At 44.2% G+C, this 19,029-nt stretch carries 16 protein-coding genes; 11 read left to right on the top strand and 5 right to left on the bottom strand.

All coding sequences use genetic code 11. The features are described from left to right. Position 1: 1 nt before the first annotated feature. From AUJ82_07015 to AUJ82_07005, 3 genes are all read right to left on the bottom strand, one after another. Complete coding sequence (locus tag AUJ82_07015) at positions 2-1,804, bottom strand: elongation factor 4 (GenBank protein OIO59012.1); 1,803 nt, start codon at positions 1,802-1,804, stop codon at positions 2-4. Between the two features lie 20 nt (positions 1,805-1,824). Beyond that, positions 1,825-2,736 carry a [acyl-carrier-protein] S-malonyltransferase gene (locus AUJ82_07010; GenBank protein OIO59011.1) on the bottom strand — a complete coding sequence of 304 codons (912 nt, stop codon included), beginning with the start codon at positions 2,734-2,736 and terminating at the stop codon, positions 1,825-1,827. A gap of 102 nt (positions 2,737-2,838) precedes the next feature. Then, a complete protein-coding gene (locus tag AUJ82_07005) occupies positions 2,839-3,876 on the bottom strand; it encodes a hypothetical protein (GenBank protein ID OIO59010.1) in 1,038 nt (345 codons plus the stop codon). 74 nt (positions 3,877-3,950) lie between these two features. Here AUJ82_07005 and AUJ82_07000 point away from each other — a divergent pair, with 74 nt between their 5' ends. From AUJ82_07000 to AUJ82_06955, 10 genes are all read left to right on the top strand, one after another. Next, positions 3,951-5,036, top strand: a complete 1,086-nt coding sequence (locus tag AUJ82_07000; protein ID OIO59009.1) for a peptide chain release factor 1 — start codon at positions 3,951-3,953, stop codon at positions 5,034-5,036. 447 nt (positions 5,037-5,483) lie between these two features. After that, positions 5,484-6,980, top strand: coding sequence for a lysine--tRNA ligase (locus AUJ82_06995; GenBank protein ID OIO59008.1), 1,497 nt, complete (start codon positions 5,484-5,486; stop codon positions 6,978-6,980). Positions 6,981-6,988: 8 nt separating this feature from the next. Further along, positions 6,989-8,218: a hypothetical protein gene (locus tag AUJ82_06990; GenBank protein ID OIO59007.1), complete on the top strand. Its 1,230-nt coding sequence runs from the start codon at positions 6,989-6,991 to the stop codon at positions 8,216-8,218. After that, on the top strand, positions 8,211-8,891 hold the full coding sequence (locus AUJ82_06985; protein OIO59006.1) for an ABC transporter: 681 nt from the start codon (positions 8,211-8,213) through the stop codon (positions 8,889-8,891). The genes AUJ82_06990 and AUJ82_06985 overlap by 8 nt, the downstream gene beginning before the upstream one ends. A 116-nt stretch (positions 8,892-9,007) precedes the next feature. Then, positions 9,008-9,256 carry an exodeoxyribonuclease VII small subunit gene (locus AUJ82_06980; protein ID OIO59005.1) on the top strand — a complete coding sequence of 83 codons (249 nt, stop codon included), beginning with the start codon at positions 9,008-9,010 and terminating at the stop codon, positions 9,254-9,256. Then, the gene (locus tag AUJ82_06975; protein ID OIO59004.1) at positions 9,256-11,169 is read left to right on the top strand and encodes a 1-deoxy-D-xylulose-5-phosphate synthase; all 1,914 of its coding nucleotides are present in this window, start codon (positions 9,256-9,258) and stop codon (positions 11,167-11,169) included. The genes AUJ82_06980 and AUJ82_06975 overlap by 1 nt, the downstream gene beginning before the upstream one ends. Before the next feature lie 33 nt (positions 11,170-11,202). Continuing rightward, a complete protein-coding gene (locus AUJ82_06970; protein ID OIO59003.1) occupies positions 11,203-12,381 on the top strand; it encodes an FAD-binding protein in 1,179 nt (392 codons plus the stop codon). A gap of 45 nt (positions 12,382-12,426) precedes the next feature. Beyond that, the gene (locus AUJ82_06965) at positions 12,427-13,170 is read left to right on the top strand and encodes a 3-oxoacyl-[acyl-carrier-protein] reductase (GenBank protein OIO59002.1); all 744 of its coding nucleotides are present in this window, start codon (positions 12,427-12,429) and stop codon (positions 13,168-13,170) included. Between the two features lie 47 nt (positions 13,171-13,217). Continuing rightward, positions 13,218-13,481 (top strand): acyl carrier protein, encoded by a 264-nt coding sequence (locus AUJ82_06960; GenBank protein ID OIO59001.1) that lies wholly within the window; start codon positions 13,218-13,220, stop codon positions 13,479-13,481. A gap of 25 nt (positions 13,482-13,506) precedes the next feature. Continuing rightward, a complete protein-coding gene (locus AUJ82_06955; protein OIO59060.1) occupies positions 13,507-14,760 on the top strand; it encodes a beta-ketoacyl-[acyl-carrier-protein] synthase II in 1,254 nt (417 codons plus the stop codon). Between the two features lie 122 nt (positions 14,761-14,882). Here AUJ82_06955 and AUJ82_06950 read toward each other — a convergent pair whose 3' ends face one another. Then, positions 14,883-16,625, bottom strand: coding sequence for a hypothetical protein (locus tag AUJ82_06950; protein OIO59000.1), 1,743 nt, complete (start codon positions 16,623-16,625; stop codon positions 14,883-14,885). A 235-nt stretch (positions 16,626-16,860) separates the two neighbouring features. Beyond that, a complete protein-coding gene (locus AUJ82_06945) occupies positions 16,861-18,021 on the bottom strand; it encodes a coproporphyrinogen III oxidase (protein ID OIO58999.1) in 1,161 nt (386 codons plus the stop codon). Positions 18,022-18,044: 23 nt separating this feature from the next. Here AUJ82_06945 and AUJ82_06940 point away from each other — a divergent pair, with 23 nt between their 5' ends. Next, positions 18,045-19,016, top strand: coding sequence for a hypothetical protein (locus tag AUJ82_06940; protein OIO58998.1), 972 nt, complete (start codon positions 18,045-18,047; stop codon positions 19,014-19,016). Positions 19,017-19,029 lie beyond the last annotated feature (13 nt).

Genomic DNA, 19,029 nt, shown 5'->3' with positions numbered 1-19,029 from the left:
TTTAGGTATTAGATTTCAGAATTTTAATAAACGCATCTTGCGGAATAGAAACTTTGCCAATCTGCTTCATACGCTCTTTCCCGCGCTTCTGCTTCTCTAGAAGCTTCTTCTTCCGCGTAATGTCTCCACCATAGCATTTGGCGGTCACATCCTTACGCACAGCGCTTAGTGTCTCCCTTGCAAGCACTTTGCTTCCTACAACCGCTTGGATTGGGATTTGGAACATTTGGCGTGGAAGAAGCTCTTTGAGACGCTCGCAGATAGCTCTACCCCTGGACTCTGCTTTGTCTCGGTCTACGATAGATGAAAAGGCATCTACAGGCTCACCATGGACCATGATCTCCATTTTAACTAGGTTGGCGGTTTGGTACCCGCTCATGTCGTAGTCCATAGAGCCGTAGCCTCGAGTGATGCTCTTTAGTCGGTCGTTGAAATCGACTAGGATTTCGTTGAGAGGGAGGTTGCAGACCAGTAAAATACGGGTGTCATCGATGGTTTCGGTGTGGTCGCAGACGCCGCGCTTTTCACTGATCAGGGCTAGGATGTCCCCGATGTATGTATTGGGCGTGTGGATGTTTGCGCGGATGACGGGCTCCTGGATTTCCGCTATGTGAGTGGGTTCCGGGAGGTGGGCAGGGTTGTCTACCTCTAGGGTTCTGCCGTCTGTGGTGGTTACTTTGTAAACTACGCTGGGATAGGTATTTATGATATCTATGTCGTACTCTCTGCGGATACGTTCTTGAACGATTTCCATGTGCAGGAGGCCTAGGAAGCCGCATCTGAAGCCGAATCCAAGGGCTATAGAACTTTCGGGCTGGAAGACCAAAGAGGAGTCATTTAGCTGAAGTCGCTCTAAACTCGCTTTAAGTTTTACATATTCAGAGGTGTCTAGGGGGTATATTCCGCTAAATACTAAGGGGCGCACTTCTTTATAACCGGGTAACATCTCCTTGGCAGGGTTCGATGTAAGGGTAATAGTATCCCCTGTTTTAATCTCGGATACTTCTCTTAAATTCGTCACAACATAACCTACCATGCCTGGAGTGAGCGCATCTTCTTTATGCATGTGAGGGGCAAATGTACCGACCTCTTTAACGATTGTTTTGAGCTTATGGCTCATCATGAGGACTTCGTCACCTGCTTTGAGGGTGCCGGAGAAGACACGTACGTAACAGATCACACCCTTGTAGGTATCAAATTTGGAATCGAAGATCAGGGCGCGGGTGGCTGGATAGTCCAGGCCGCGAGGCTTCTTAAATTTATGGACGATCATTTCCAGGATTTCATCGATACCGATGCGACTTTTAGCGCTGGCCAAGATGGCATCATCTGCTGGTATAGCTAAGATATCCTCGAGCTGCTTTTTAATAACATCTGGGCGAGCGCTTGGGAGGTCAATTTTATTAATGACCGGAACCACATCCAAGCCTTGGTCTATTGCCAGGTGGGCATTTGCGATTGTTTGTGCTTCGATGCCCTGTGCGGCATCAACGAGCAACAAGGCACCCTCACAAGCTGTCAAGCTTCTGGAGACCTCATAGGAGAAGTCCACGTGCCCAGGAGTGTCTATCAAATTGAGCAAATACTTTTTGCCATTTTTGGCCGTGTAGTACATGGAAACAGGGTGGCACTTGATGGTGATCCCCTTTTCTCGTTCCAGATCCATAGAGTCGAGCAATTGCTCTTTCATTTGGCGCTGGGCGACCGTTTGCGTCGTTTCCAAAAGGCAATCGGACAAAGTCGTTTTGCCATGATCGATATGAGCGATGATGCAAAAATTCCTGATATAGTCGGTGTCTTGCATAAAAAATAGATGTACTTATATTATACGGTTTGAGCGCATATGGACGAAATGTCCTCATAATTATTAACGGAGTGGACCGATATATTCGGATCAATGCGTTTGGCAAGCCCTTTGAGGACCTTGCCCGGTCCGCATTCATAAAATTCACTTACACCAAGTTTGGCGGCATTGAGCATACATTCCTCCCAACGAACGGAAGAAACGATTTGCTTTACGAGAGCCTCCTTTATTTTGGCAGGTTCTGAGATATCGGCACCGGTTGTGTTTGAAAAAACGGGCATTCTAGGCTGTTTAAACTCGATATTTGCTAGGAAAGATTCAAACGGTTTGCACGCTGGCAGCATAAGGCGGCTATGATAGGCACCGGCAACATTTAAAGGAATGACACGTTTGAATTCAAAGTTTGCGGCATCTGCAATGGCTGCTTCAATTTTTTGTTTGTCGCCCGAAATGACGACCTGGCCAGGGCTGTTTAAGTTAGCGATTTGAACATCGTTACGCTCACAGAGGATTTCGATATCCTCTATTTTGCCGCCGATAACACTGGCCATAGAACCATTGGAAGCCTCGCAAGCCTCTTGCATTAAGCGACCACGCTCGGCTACTATGCGAAGCCCTGTTTCAAAATCGTAGGTACCGGCAGCAGCATGTGCGGTGAGTTCCCCCAAGCTGAGACCTGAAGCAACACGAACGTCCTCCAATTTAAGAACTTGGTAGAGGGCATAGCCATGGACGTAGAGAGCTGGTTGGCAAATTTTGGTTTGGGTGAGTTGATCCTCTGGGCCGTTGAAACAGATTTGCTTGAGATCGAAACCCAGGATGTCATTTGCCTGATCCCAGAGTTTTTTTGCGATAGGGTTTTTTTCGTAAACCTCATGCCCCATGCCGACTTGTTGTGCGCCTTGTCCGGAAAATAAAATACCTTTTGCCATTCGAGTGATATTGGCTCATGAAACGGAATTTGGCAACTTCTTTGTGTCGATAGATCGTTTTCCTGTTAAGAAAAATGAAGTAAGCCGCGCTGAATAAATTGATTAAAATAGACTTTGCTGATGGGAAGAATGAGGAGAGTCTGTTTCCTCAGGCAGCAGCTCCTTTTTATGGATATGTTTAGGTGGCTCATTTACCCTGTTTTGGAGGGCCACCTCGCGCTCCTTTACGATGCGATCACATATTTTACTTAGGTGACGGGTGATCCACTGAGATGTAGAAGTTTTAGGGCGATAATCGGCGGGGCCGTAGCCATGGATGCGTTGTGTTTGGAGAAGTTCGTCATTTTGGGCGAATTCCTCCTCGTTATCTGGGTCGTAGACAGCAAATGTCTTACCTCCCTGATGTTTTATGACCGAGAAGACAGGGACATCGCTCGGGCCATCGGCAATATAAATCATGTTATAAATGGGAATACGGCGATCCTCGTGGCGCATTTTTGCGTTTACATCGATAATCGGATTTTTGTTAGTACCCTTGTTGATCTCGAAAGCGAAACGCGTCTTTATGGTATTGTCTACCATGACACCGATCTGCGAAATTTCCTTAGGAAAGTGATCGAGCTCAAACTCCTTTTGACGGGAGAAGTAAGGAGGAAAAGGATCCTCGATAAACTCACAACCAAAGATACCATCAACATAAGGGGCGATTTTGCTCCCCTTGATCATTTGAGCCAGGCCGGTACTGATGATGTAGTGCTCCAGGCGGATATCATGTTTAGCGTATTCCGGTTTAGCTTCGATAGCGCTACGAAGATCCTGGAAAAAGGTAGGTAAGCCCGGGTAGAATTCCAGTTCTGAGCCCAGCTCAAACAGTTTCTGGTTATTGAGCCCCCGCATGGGCCCATTGCGAACAAAGCTCAGGATATGGTTTAAGTAGACGGTATCTTTAGAGACATGGCAGCCCCTTTTTCCATAAAGTTCGGGCAACATATTCACCTCCTTCCAGAAGGCCTTGACATCAATGTTATAATGCTTAAACAAAGGCGCTTGCATGTATCCGGGAATAAGTGTTTTATCAAAGTCCCAAATGCAGGCAACGATGTTCTGAGTATGAAGGCTGTGTGTTATATGATCAGACATAGGCTATGTATAGCGGCTAATAATAATATTTAAGATAACTTTTAAGATTTAAACAACAAAATTTCTCATTACACATGAAAGGCATACCAGACATAGGGCCATTTAAGAAGCGTCTTAAAGAGCTAGACGACCTGATGACAGCATCTGATTTTTATTCAGACCAGCGTAAAGCCGCCGAAGTAAGCCGAGAGCACCAAAAGCTAATGGATTTGATAGGGCTGTATCATAATTTAGAAAAACTAGTCGCTGAAGAAGCCGAGAACAACGAGCTGATTAATGACCCCAACGCTGACCCAGAGCTAAAAGAATTAGCACAGGAGGAAATCGCTACCCTACCCGAGCGAATTGAAAAAGCGAAGACAGATGTGCTTCTCGCCATGATTCCCCCCGACCCTAGCGATTCCAGAAATACCATTATAGAGATAAGAGCCGGAGCTGGCGGGGACGAAGCCTCCTTGTTTGCTGGAGATCTATGCCGCATGTACACGAGATTCGCTGAAATTAAAGGATGGACAATAGAGCCGATGAGCTCGAGTGCATCCGAATGCGGTGGTTTTAAAGAAGTTTCCTTTTTGGTAAAAGGTGATGAAGTTTACAAGACTCTAAAATTTGAAAGTGGCGTGCACCGCGTGCAACGCATACCTGTAACAGAATCAGGAGGACGAATACACACCTCGACTGCTACGGTAGCAGTTTTGCCTGAAGCTGAAGAAGTAGACATACATATTGACCCTTCAGACCTTGAAGTGAGCGTATGCCGAGCCAGTGGACCCGGCGGGCAAGGCGTTAATACAACGGACTCAGCCGTACAGATGTTACACAAACCAACCGGTATAATGGTCTTCTGTGCTGATGAGCGCTCGCAGATAAAAAACCGGGCTAAAGCCTTAAAAGTGCTACGCTCTCGCTTGTTGAAGCAAAAAGAAGAAGAAGAAAGGGCTAAGTATGCCGCGAACCGCAAGAGCCAAGTAGGCTCCGGTGACCGCTCTGAGCGCATTAGAACCTATAACTTCCCACAAAGCCGATTGACAGACCACCGCATAGGGTTTTCTTCTCATGATTTGCCCAGCATTTTGGAAGGCAATATTGATGATTTAGTCTTAGCGCTGCAAATGGCGGATCAGGAAGCGAAATTGACTTCGTTGCTAGAGCAGGAGTAATTGGATTAACTCGTTATAAATTATGCACTGGAAGAGCTGGTGCTTGTCTCGTTAAGCCGCGCTTTTTGTTGTTTTACTTCATCTTAGTAAAGATCTCTTTTTACGTCAACTGGGTATAATTATTCTACGTGAAGGGTTTTTCGAGTTTTTAATTTCCTTCTTTTTTGATATTTATCTCGCTAAATGTTATGCATAAAAACGGCCGTTTGTTCCACCTGGAACAAACACCAGCCTTCTTAGTGAACTTACGTTCATTATGAATACCTCTTGCAGTATTAAAGATCAATTAGTGATCATTTGAGTAGTATTTTTTTGCTTATGACTCTTTGATGTAATTGATTTTCGAATACAGTTATAAGTGCTTTTTGGTAGCTCAACGGTTATTACTTTTTATAAGAATTTGCTTGGGGAGAGTACGCAAATGGGCTATAAGAATATAGGAAAATTATGAGCGATAATATACAAGCTGAATCAACATCCGGAGCCTCGCATGAGGCAGAGACCAATGAACTTTATGCCATTCGCAAAGCCAAGCTAGAGGAAATGCGAACAAAAGGGATTGATCCCTTCTATGCTAACTGGGATCAAGAGCATACCAGCGAGCAAGCAACCGCTTTATATAATGAAGATGAAGAGCAGAGCCCAATTGTATCCGTAGCTGGGCGGATATTGGTATTTCGTGTGATGGGAAAAGCCTCGTTTATAAAAATTCAAGACAGAGACGGGCAGATACAACTTTACGTAAAACGCGATGAGATTGGCGAGGAAGCGTACAATGACTTTAAGAAACTGGACATTGGGGACATTATCGGAGCAAAAGGGCCTTTGTTTAAGACTAAGACCGGTGAGATCACCATACGCGCCACGGAGTACCGATTAGTGGCCAAAGGATTGAGACCATTACCTGAGAAGTGGCATGGTCTGACCGATAGTGAGCAGTGTTACCGCCACCGTTATTTGGATTTGATTGTTAATCAAGATTCAAGAGCGAGGATGATCACCAGGAGCCGTATTATTGAAGAAATACGCAAGTTTTTATGGAATAAAGAGTTTGTCGAAGTCGAGACACCCTGTTTGCAGAGCGTACCCGGTGGGGCAGCGGCAACACCCTTTGTGACACACATGAATGCGCTTAGCCACGATTTTTATTTACGCATATCGCTTGAGCTTTATTTGAAAAGAGTCTTGATAGGCGGTTTTGACCGCGTGTTTGAGATAGGACGCAATTTCCGCAATGAAGGCCTTTCCAGAAAGCATAATCCGGAGTTTACGATGCTAGAGGTCTACCAAGCGTATACGGATTACCGCGGTATGATGACTTTGGTGTATGACCTTGTACAGCACCTCTGTAAAAACGTATTGGGAACGACCTCAATTACCCAACCTAATGGCGATGTTATCGAGCTGGGCGGCAAATGGAGAGAAGTGCGTTATAAGGACATTATTATTGAAACAGTCAAGGATCCGGACTGGTTTAGCCGCACAAAAGCAGAGAAGCTAAAAGTGTGTGAGCAGCTAGGTGTTTACGTTGACCCGAAGTTAGAAGATTACGAGATTTCAAATACCATTTTCGGAAAAGTGATTGAACCAAAGTTGATACAACCGACCTTTGTGACACATGTTGAAAAAGAAGTATGTCCATTGGCAAAAATCAACCAAGAAGACCCAAGTGTGATTGACGTGTTTGAACTTTGCATTAATGGGCAAGAGATTGCACCGGCGTACTCGGAGCAGAATGACCCGTTTGTACAGCGAAAGATGTTTGAAGCACAAGCGGGAGAAGAGATACAGAAAGTGGATTACGAATTTGTCGAGGCAATGGAATACGGCATGCCCCCTGCAGGCGGTATGGGCATAGGAATTGACCGATTAGTAATATTGTTGACGGGTGCTAGCAATATTCGTGATACTATACTATTCCCTACCCTTAAGCCGATTGCGTAATTGAAGACATGAATTGGTATTCTTACCTTGCATTAAAACAACTTTTCCCTACCGGAAAACGAGTACCCTTTTTTACGATTGTGTCTGTTTTGGGAGTGACGCTTGGTGTCATGGTATTGATTATAGTGCAAACAGTGATGAACGGCTTTTCGCACGAAATCACCAAGGCGATGAAAGACCTTAATGGGGATATAAGAATTGAAGGCGAAGCATTTATTCAGGATTATCCATTACTTTTAGACCTGATTGAAAGGCAGCGTTTTGTGAAAGTGGCATCACCCTACGCCTACGGCATGGTGATGGTACAACACGGTAACATACCCACATTTCCCCAAGTACGCGGGATGGACTTGAGTCGTGAACGCGATGTATTAGCGATAGATGAGTTTTTGATTCAAGGAGCCTTGGCGAATTTGGATGACGAGTCCGTATTTTTAAGTTCTGGATTAGCCAATACATTAGGCGCATCAATCGACTCTACCGTTGACTTATACACCCCCCTTATGCTGTACCGGATGAAGGAGAATGATGTGCTCCTGCCAAGGGAGTTAACCGTTGCCGGAATTTTTGAAACAGGATGGTCTCGAGTGGACGGGAACTCGATGATTACCTCTTTACGCTTGATGCAAGAGCTGTACGGCATGGGTGATTCTGTCCATGGCATCAGTGTTATGCTTAAAAACGGTGAAGACTTGAATGACGCGGTGCAGGAGCTTAACTTTCAATTGCCCGAGAATTTACATGCTTACCCCTGGACGGAAAGCGACCGCGACCTGTTGTTTATATTAAACCTAGAGAAGACGGTGATGTTCTTTATTATCTTGTTTATAATACTAGTAGCATCCTTTTCAATCGCAAGTACCCTGATGGCCTCTGTTGTTAGGAAGACAAGAGAGATCGGTTTATTAGGCGCTATTGGAGGTCAGCCCTGGCAATGTGCGGCATGCTTTTGTTTACAAGGATTGTTTATTGGTTTTGTAGGAACATTTTTAGGAATCGGGTTGGGGATATTGGCCGTTAGTTACAGAAACGCGATTGTTCAGTGGTTTGCCCATCTCACGCATAGTGAGGCAGCATTTCAGATGTATTATGAGTTTTCGGATATTCCTGCGGTTTATATGACAGGCGATTTTGTAAAAGTTATTATAGCTACATTAATCATTTCCACGTTAGCCGGCTTACTCCCTGCGCTTAGAGCTGCGCGGATGAAACCATCGGAGGCCTTACGTAATGAGTGATATCAATGTTATAGAAACAACCGATATTGTACGAAGTTTTCCAGCAGCGCATGCAAAAATAGAAGTGTTACGCGGCGTGCACCTAAAAGTGAAACGTGGCCAGAGCGTAAGCATTACAGGGGAATCCGGCGCGGGTAAGACGACATTGATGTATATATTATCAATGCTAGAAGAGGCGGACTCCGGAAGTGTTTTTTGGGACGGAGTAAAAGTTAACAATGGCTCGCGTGGGGAAGTTGCTAAAAGACGAGCTGAGTTTATAGGATTTGTTTTCCAGCTATATTATTTAATACCCGAGTTAGACGTGCTTGGAAATGTCCTGATGCCGCGTCGTATCTTAGGGAGGATACGCAAGGAAGATAAAGAACGCGCGGAAGAGCTATTAGTACGCGTGGGCCTGAAAGATCGTTTGCGCCATTCTACCGGTAAGCTTTCCGGGGGGGAAGCTCAACGAGTAGCGATTGCACGTGCCTTAATTAACGAGCCCAGAATAATTATTGCAGACGAACCCACCGGCAGTATTGATGAACGCCACGGTGAGGAGATCATGCAGATATTGTTAGACCTGTGCAAAAAAGACAACAGAAGTCTTTTATTAGTCACCCATAATCAACGATTTGCAGCCATGACCGACAAGAAGCTGGTGTTGCATTATGGTAAGATTGTGGAGTAGTCGAGGCGCTAGGTTAAACAAAGCGATTGGATCTTCTTACTGTGATATGTTTTTATAAATATTCTTGGCCTTTGGGGAAATATGGCTTAGTATTTTGTGCGTTAAGGAGCAGGTTTATGGCAGAAAAGAAAGCTAAGGCGGAGATGAGTTTTGAGAAAGCACTCGAGGAGTTAGAGGTGCTTATTGAAGCTATGGAGCAAGGAGATGTGCCGTTGGCGAAGTTGGTTAGCCAGTATGAGAAAGGGAAAAAACTGCTGGGGACTTGCCAGGAACAGCTAAAAGACGCTGAGTTGAAGATTTTAAAGGCTTCGGAAAGTGGCCAAGGTATCATTTTAGAACCCTTTGAAAAGGAAGAAGAAAAGTAATGTCTTTGTTGCAAAAAATAGATTCGGTTGAAGCGTTAAAAAGCCTGGAAATGGGTCAATTGGAGACATTGGCGGAGGAGATACGTGAACGCATTATTCAGACTACCTCGCAGAATGGTGGCCATATTGGGCCAAATTTGGGCGTTGTTGAGTTGACGATCGCATTACATCGTATTTTTAATAGCCCGGTAGATAAATTTGTATTTGATGTATCGCACCAATGCTATGTTCATAAGCTCTTGACCGGCAGAAAGGGTGCTGATTTTGATAATTTAAGAAAGACGAAAGGTGTTTCCGGTTTTGCGAACCGTGAAGAGAGCCCGCATGATTGTTTCGGAGCAGGGCACGCGGGAACTTGCCTTTCTGCTGCTTTGGGGATGGCTAGCGCGCGTGATCTTAAAGGTACAGATGAGCATGTTGTTGCTGTTATTGGCGATGCGGCGTTGACTTGTGGGATAACGATGGAGGCCTTGAATAATGTGGCTACATCCACACAACGGTTGGTTATTGTTTTAAATGATAATGAGTGGTCGATCGCAAAGAATGTTGGGGCGATTGCGAAGTATTTAAATGAACTGATCACAAATCCGGTTTATAATCGTTTGCATAAGGATTTAGAGTCCTTCCTGCATACGATTCCAGGGGGAGAGTCGATTATTAAATTTGGTTCCAAGGCCAAGAAAGAGACGAAAGACTTTTTTGTACCCTCCTCTCTCTTTGAAAAATACGGCATACGCTATATAGGGCCAATTGACGGTCATGATATAGAGTTATTGCACCAATATATGGAGTTTTGCAAAGAGTCCACTGAGCCGATCGTGTTACATGTATTAACACAAAAGGGCCGTGGGTACGATGTCGCTATCAATAACCCTGAGAAGTTTCATGGCACAGGCGCCTTTGATAGAGAGACAGGGAAGACGAAGTCGTCCGGCGAGCAAGCTCCAGCGTATCAAGAAGTTTTTGGACGGACGCTGACAAGGTATGCCAAAGAGAACGAAAGAATTGTTGGGATTACCGCAGCTATGCCAACGGGAACCAGCCTCTCTCTTTTAAAAGAAAGCTGCCCGAAACAATTTTTTGATGTCGGTATAGCCGAAGAGCATGCGGCAATATTTGCGGCAGGCCTGGCTACCCAAGGAATGAAGCCCGTTTGCGCGATTTATTCAACTTTCCTGCAACGCGCATTTGACCCAATTATACACGATATTTGCTTACAAAACCTCCCCGTTTTATTTTGTATGGACCGTGCCGGGCTTTCCGCGAATGACGGACCCACACACCATGGGCTTTTTGACATAAGCTATTTACGCTGTGTGCCCAATGCGGTTGTTATGCAACCGAAAGACGAAGATGAGCTACAAGATATGGTAAAAACTGGTCTTGAGCATAATGGACCCGCCTTTATACGTTATCCTAGAGGTGCAGGAGAAGGTGTAGTCATGAAAGCAGAGCCAGAAGTGTTAAAAATAGGTAAAGCAGAAGTTGTACGAGAAGGAAAGCATGTTTTGATATGGGCATTAGGCCCGATGGTAAGCATTGCCCAAAGGATGGCAGAAAAATTGCATAAGGAATACGGCATTAGTGTATGTGTTGTAAACGCGCGCTTTGTGAAGCCGATGGACAAAGAAACTTTGAAAGAAAAAGCCCAAGATGTCTCCCTTGTTGTTACCATGGAAGACCATGTTGTTATGGGAGGTTTTGGATCAGCAGTGATGGAAGCATTGCAAGAGCTAGACATTCAAGTGCCCGTGGAACGTATCGGTTGGCCGGATAAGTTTATTGAGCACGCGACCTCCGTGGGCGATCTGCGAACAAAATACGGCTTAGATGAAGCAAGCATTTTTAATACGATTATGAAACGCATGCAATCAATAGACGCGCTGCCATTTTCTGTTGTGAATGCGATTTAATATTGTTGTGAAAAAAAAATTGAAGGGGTAATTATGCAAGTGATGGTGGATGATTCGAAGTGTGTTGAGGGTTATGATAAGGACAATCCGTTTCTCGCGAAGATAACGGAACGTTATTTATTAAATGCGCCCGGTGGGGATAAAGAGACGATACACTGCGTTATAGATCTTTCAGGAAGCGGCTTGCAATATGAAGCGGGTGATTCAATTGGTATTTATTGCGAGAATGACCCTGTTATTGTTCGGCAGATTTTAGATGCGCTTGGGTTTACAGGTAAAGAGCCAGTAATGCTCCCTAAAATGGATGAGCCTATAGATATTTTTACAGCGCTTCTAGACAAGCTCTCCTTGGCACAGCCAACGAGGAAGTTTATGGAGTTCTTGAAAGAAAAAGAAGGCAGCCTGATTGAACGAGAACAGATAAGAGAACTCTTATTGCCAGAAAATAAAGAGCAGCTAAAAACCTACTTGGAAGAACGTGAGTATGTGGATCTCCTTGAGGAGTACCCCTCTCTAAAAGTTACGCCACAAGAGCTTGTGGATCATATGAGACGGCTAGTTCCCCGTATGTATTCGATCGCTTCCTCTCCCCATTGTTACCCGAATGAAGTGCATTTGACGGTAGCCGTTTTACGTTATAAGACCAACCAGAGAGATCGTGAAGGCGTCGCCACATGTTATTTGGCCGATAGGAAAGCATTAAACTCCCCTAGCCTGCCGATATTTTTATCCAAATCGCACCATTTTAGACTCCCTGAAGACGACAGCGTAGACGTGATTATGGTCGGCCCAGGAACAGGGATTGCGCCCTTTAGAGCGTTTATGCAAGAACGCTCCTATAAGAAAGCGAGCGGGCGCAATTGGCTATTCTTTGGCGAAAGAACCTCTCAATACGACTATTTATATAGTGCGGATTGGGGAAAATACTTAGAAGAAGGTACGTTAAACCGGCTAGATTTGGCTTTTTCTCGGGATCAGGCTCATAAAATATATGTACAGGATCGCATGCTGGAAAGTGCTCCGGAATTGTGGCAATGGCTAAATAAAGGCGCCTATTTTTATGTTTGCGGGGATGCAAAGCGCATGGCTAAGGATGTAGATGCTGCATTGCATAAAATTTGTGAACGTGAAGGAAACCTCTCTGAAGATGAGGCAAAAGCCTACATACGTGAGTTGAAGAAGGAAAAACGCTACGTAAAGGATGTTTATTAAACTTTATAGTTGAGTTTTTTTCATAAAAATATAAAAAGGTTCAATATGTCTTTAACGTTTATCGATAGAAAAGCAGTAGTAACGGGAGCTGGCCGAGGGATCGGCAAAGAGATCGCGCTTAAATTGGCTAAAGCAGGCGTTTACGTGATCTGCGTGAGCCAATCTGCTACCTGTGAAGCGGTTGCTGAAGAGATTAAGCAATCCGGCGGGCGAGCGGCTGCGCTAAAAGTAGACGTAGGCAATAGTGCAGCGGTTAATGCCGCATGCGCGGACATTTTAAAAGAGCACGAGTGTATTGATATATTAGTCAATAACGCAGGCATTACTCGTGATGGTTTGTTAGTTCGTATGTCTGAAGAAGATTGGGATGCGGTCATACAGACAAACTTAAACAGTGTATTTTATTGGACAAAAGCATTGTTACGCCCTATGACGCAGAAGCGTTGGGGACGTATCGTGAATGTATCCTCAGTTGTAGCGCTAATGGGCAATGCCGGGCAGGCGAACTATTGTGCGGCAAAAGCTGGGATGCTCGGTTTTACAAAATCCTTGGCTAGAGAAGTAGCGGCAAGGCAGATAACAGTAAATGCGATTGCGCCAGGGTTTATTCAAACAGACATGACAAGTGTCCTAGGTGAAAAAATCACTGATGAATTGAAAAAGATTATCCCCCTTAAACGAATGGGTACAGCGGCTGACATTGCAGAGTCTGCAAAGTTTCTTGCCTCTGAGGAAGCGGGCTATATAACAGGGCAAGTTCTTTCGGTTGACGGCGGGATGTATATGTAGTAGATATTTAAGTGAAAAAAAATTTCTAATCAAACAATAAATTGGTTATGTCAAATAAAAGCATAGAAGATAGAGTAAAAGAAATCATTGTGAATCAGCTCAATGTGAATGAAGAACAAGTCGTTCCTGCAGCTTCCTTTTTGGATGACCTGGGTGCGGATTCTTTAGACACAGTAGAGCTCGTTATGGCTTTTGAGGAAGAGTTCAAAGACGAAATTCAAGGCGAAATTCCTGAGAGTGACGCTGAGAAGTTGCAGACCGTTGGTGACGTTGTTACGTACATCAATGAAAAAGCATCTACAAAAGCTTAATTAATTTATAAGAATTTGACCTGTGTTGCCTGAAAAACAAAGAATAGTGGTGACTGGCATTGGTGTCCTAACGTCCATTGGAATAGGTATTGATGCTTACTGGGATAGTTTAGTAAAAGGAAAATCTGGTATAGGTAGTGTGACGCAATTTGATGCGTCAGATTACCCATGCCGGGTTGCATCCGAAGTAAACGATTTTGATCCAGCGCAATATATGGATCCCAAAGAGGTCAAACGCAATGACCGCTATACGCATTTTGCGGTGGCGGCTGCAAAGCTTGCGATGACTGATGGGAAACTAGACAAGACCAGTGTTGATCCTGAGCGTTTCGGGGTTCTTGTTAGTTCTGGCATTGGTGGCTTGGGTACGATTGAAAAGCAATCCAGGACATTATTTGAACGTGGGCCCAGGCGGGTATCCCCGTTCATGATTCCTTGTTTGATTGCAAACATTGCATCTGGTGTGGTTGCGATAGAGATGGGTGCGAGAGGACCGAATTTTTCGGTTGTCAGTGCTTGTGCTGGAGGTACACACGCTATTGGCGAGGCATTAAAGTTTCTGCGCAGCGGGGATGTTGATGTGATGCTGGCCGGTGGCAGTGAAGCTGCTATTACGCAACTCGGATTTGCCGGTTTTTGCGCGATGAAGGCGATGAGTACGTCTTATAATGACAATCCCGATACTTCGAGCAGGCCGTTTGATGCCACAAGAGATGGTTTTGTAATGGGTGAAGGTGCCGGTGTTCTTCTTTTAGAAACCTTGGAGCATGCAGAAGCCCGTGGAGCCCACATTTATTGTGAGCTTGTAGGATATGGTGCAACCTGTGACGCGTATCATATTACCAGCCCGGATCCTGAAGGAAAGGGACTGGCTAAATGTTTACAACTTGCGATGAAACATGGAGATGTCGATGCCAAGGATGTTGACTATATCAACGCCCATGGTACTTCTACTCCTTATAATGACAAGTTTGAGACACTTGCGATTAAGAAGACATTCGGTGAAGAGAAAGCCCGGGATATATTGATCAGCTCCACAAAGTCTATGACAGGACATTTGTTAGGTGCTGCTGGTGGTATTGAAGCTGCTGCTTGCGCAATGGCGATTCAGACAGGTGATGTTCCCCCTACCATCAATTACAGTAATCCTGATCCTGAGTGCGATCTTAATTACGTGCCAAACAAGTCTGTGAAACGCGATGTGAAGGTGGCGATATCCGATAACCTCGGTTTCGGCGGCCATAACGCAGCGCTGGTGTTTAAGAAGTTTGAGAGGTAATAGTGTATTGTATAGTTTGTGGATTCAATTGAGTACACAAGTATAAGTGCCTAGGACAGTAGGCATCCCAAACGAGATTGAGGTACCGAAGTTTTGGATGAGAACCTAATGGTTCTCAAACATTATACCAAGTTGGAAAACAAAAGACCGAGTTGCTGCTTTAAGAAACGGTCTTCTTCTAGTTGATTGGTTGATTCCCCATTGTTTGCTTGATTATGGAAGGGTGTCTGGCCAAACATATCCTTCACGGAAAGCAATTCAAACATTTCTTCAATCGAGAAGTCTGCTTCTTTGCATTCAATAATAAACTTTTTCAGCTCCTCCTCGTTCTTAGCCAAGAGGTGCATTGGGGTTTCCATAATTTCCAATAGGGAAAGCAATGAATGTAATTGCTTGAATTCAAAACCCACTTTTTTGAGACTGATGATGACCGAACCCAAGTGCCCATTTCTCGCCGCATTATGTAAAATTGTCCCGCCAGACCAAAGCTTCTTGGAAATTAATTTAAATATTGGATCAACCTCTAACTTGAGACCAGTGATGAATGTAGCTAAGTGTCCTGCCATCTCTGCGACATATAATGGCGTAAGCCCGTCATTATCTACTACGGAAATAAACGTCTCAATTTGCTTAAATTTATACCCAAATTTTTCAATGAAGAGATTAGTTACATTTGTCAGAGCACCCGATCTCGCTATGTCGAATACATGCTTTTCTGCCAACTTGAGAATATCATTGTGCCCATACCCTAGGTCAATAAAGCAACGATAAACCTCTGTTTGCTTAAACAGCGACAGCTCGCAGGATTTAACACCAGCTTGATCAGTGTACTTATCCTCCAGGAGTTCTTTGATAGAACAACGATTGCTTGTTTTATTCAGACAATTCAAGGCAAGGACATTTCCTCCTGTAATGACTTTATTTAACAAAGAGAGGTATTCCGGCGTGCGCATGAAATACTCAATTTGGTAGGAATCCTTCGTGTCATTGAGCTTATAGGCTCTCCAATCAGAATACTCTTCGCGGAAATGGTTGATGAGGTTCGATAGCGATTCATCTCCTACGGTATAATTGGGGTTATTTAGTGCTTTTTGGATATGCTCTTTTATCGAGATAGTCGAGTGTTGTGCTAACACGTTGGTTTCGTCAGATTCAAAAAATCCTTTTAGGATAGACCTATATTCAGCACTATTTATAAAAGCATCACAGCCGGCCTCCTTATTCTCCTTGAGCAATTTCCAATTCTGATAAGCTTCATCCCGGCAGTCTTTAATAACTGATATATTTCCGTCTAAAACGGCACGATGCTCTATGTATTTAAAGACAAACTCTACGTTATTTTTATAATCTTTAATCTCGCAACCATCCTGCTTGATGAGGTTATTGATGATAGCGGAGTTTGGGTTGCGAGCGAGTTCATCCAAGAGGACATCTCCCAAGAACTCGAGGTCGGTGGATTGAAGGACGATATCCCAAGGGGTTTCCTCAAAATGGTTTTGTTCACGGAGCGGAGCAGGAGATTTTGCTTGATCTAGGATATTACGAAAAATGATCCAAGCTTTGCTTGAGTTAATTTCGGCAGCCCAGTGAAGCGGATTGTGGCCTTGGTAGTCCTTTGATTTAAGAAGATCGATATTATCAAAGTGCTTAATAAGCTCCCGAACGATATCCTCCTTGGCTATTTCAGCGTCTCCCATGATATAATCTAAGAGGAGTTCGTATGTTTTAGATTGTGGATTGGTGACCTCTTGTTGGGAAATGGATTGCTCCTTGATTATGCTTACGTTTCGATTGAGCAGACCTTTATTTTCAAATTTTTCTATCTCTTTTTTGGAGTAATTTTTAATTTTAGAATTTTTAGACAACCTTAGTTTGAGCGGGTAGCTGTGACACCTCACGGTTTCTGTAACCAATTGGCTGTTACTACTAAGATCGTTACTATTTCTGATATTCAATGAATTATACATGTTTTAGATATATTTCGTGGAATAATGACACTTTTGGTATTAAGTGTCAATATTTACTCTCAAAATAAAATCTTAACGGTATTGATACTACAGATCTAAATATGTCTAAAATATTTTTACAAAAACAATCTACTTACTCAATTTCTTCCATCAAATACTTGGCAATAGAATCGGCCATGAGGCGGCCGGTGGAGGTGAGTTTTAGAATGCTCTCTTGAGTAAGGTTGCAATGCTCGGATTCGGTGAGGGTTTGTATGATATGATCTAATTGTTGCCAATTGAAATGAGGGAAACGTTGCTGAAGCACGGGAAGGTTTACTCCGGTATTCATGCGGAGGCCGAAGATCAGAGAGTCTAGCGCAAGGGTATTTTCGGTGAGGGTTTCGGTGTCTATGTAGGCTTGGTTACCCGTTTCGATGCCTTTTAGCCACTCTTCTATTGAGGCCGGGTTTGTAAAACGCTTATTGTGATATTGAGAGCTGGCGGAGGGGCCTATGCCAATCCATTCGTGCATTTGCCAGGTGTGGACGTTGTGTTGGCATTCTTGGCTTGGCTTGGCGAAATTTGAAATCTCGTATTGGCGGTAACCGTTGTTTTCTAAAACGTCCCAGGTACGTTCGTAGAGGTTGGCTTCTTGGTCGATATCGCGCTTTATTTTACCTTGGGAGAGCTTTACGTAGAGCTTGGTATCCTCTTCAAATGTCAGGCAGTAGGTGGAAATATGAGCTGGGGAAAGTCGTATGGCTTCGTTTAGGTCGGTAAGCCATTCCGTGATGCTTTGCCCAGGGATGGCGAAAATGAGGTCCAGGTTAGTATTCTGGAAGCCTGCTTCTTGTATGTAGTCCCAAGCCTTGTAGACTTGCTTAGGGGAATGCAAACGGCCTAGGCCTTCGAGGGTTTTTGCATTAAAACTTTGTACGCCCATGGAGATGCGGGTGACCCCTAGGTCCTTGAGTACCTTTAGCTTTTCAGGTTTTACAGTGGAAGGAGCCATCTCAATGGTCCATTCCGTGGGGCGGTTTGTAATGTTTTTAAGTATGGATTGGCCGAGGGCATCTAAGTCCTTCGGCATGAGGAGGCCGGGTGTTCCCCCACCCCAGAAGATGGTATCTACGGGGATGTTTTTGAGAAAAAGATCGGACTCGGTTTGAATGCCCTGCAGATAGCGTTTAATTTCCTCGCGATTGGGCTGCTTTTGGTAGAAGGCGCAAAAATCGCAGGTTGAGGCACAAAAAGGAACATGGGTGTAGACACCCAGCGTAGTTTTTTGTAATACTTGATCTTGCGCTGTCATTTAAAAATGTTAATAACAATACTATGCTAAAAATCATGAAAAGGAAGTCATTTCTTAATTTACCCCTCTTTGCAACAGTGGGTTTGTTGGCAGGTTGTGGCACAACTGTTTCCAACCTTACACCAAAGCAAGTACCACAAAATCCGTCCGGGATTTATGCTATGAGTATGTCTACGCACATACCTGACGCGGATGTTATACGCCCGACTGTGGAATCCAGGATTGTCATTGATGGCCAGGAGCACCCGATGAGTTTAAAACCAGGTTCTCGTAATATTTATGTTTACGAGTATGATATGCCGGAGGATCAAAACGAAGCGAAATATTACTATTTAATAAATTATGACGTGCTCTACGGAAGCAAATCCAAGCCAAAGGAATTAAAGAGTGAGTTGTATGAAATGCAGCTTATTAACCGCTATGTTATAACCATGGACACCTCTCGTGCTCCTGTTGGTGCTCGTATTTCTATTGTGGGGCGTGGTTTTACCGAGTTCGACAAGATTGCGATTAATGGTGTTGAGGCAGACACTTTCTTTACCTCACCCAATTCATTAATGTTTATCGTACCTTCACTTGAAGCCAATCAGTCATATCCTGTTAGCCTGATTTCCGGAACAGGAAATATGCACATTGGTTCGCTAAGAATTGACCCTTCCAGCATTCAAGTGAACCAAAAGAAAGTTGAAGTGGCACAAGGTGAAAAAATGATTTTGCTTTTCCAAATCGACCACGATGCACCCAAGCGCGGCTTGATGATTGATGTGACAACAGATGTGCCCGACAGCGTGATTATGCAAGAAGTGATCATCCCTGAAGGTGCCAGAACAGTGAGCGCAACCATCGAAGGCGGTGAAGCTGGAGCAGGAAAGCTCTTTATCACAGCTCCAGGATTTAAAGAAACTGTTGTTCCTGTAACTGTAGCCGATAACTATGTGCCCGAGCAGTTTAACGAAGACATGGAAATGGATTACGTTCCTCAGGAAATTCTGTAAGTTTCTAGAGAAG

The sequence above is a fragment of the Verrucomicrobia bacterium CG1_02_43_26 genome (genome assembly GCA_001872735.1).
In the GTDB taxonomy this organism is placed as follows: Bacteria; Verrucomicrobiota; Verrucomicrobiia; order Opitutales; family CG1-02-43-26; genus CG1-02-43-26.
The sequence above is the reverse complement of the archived record's forward strand: the minus strand, read 5'-3'. Positions and strand labels throughout refer to the sequence as shown.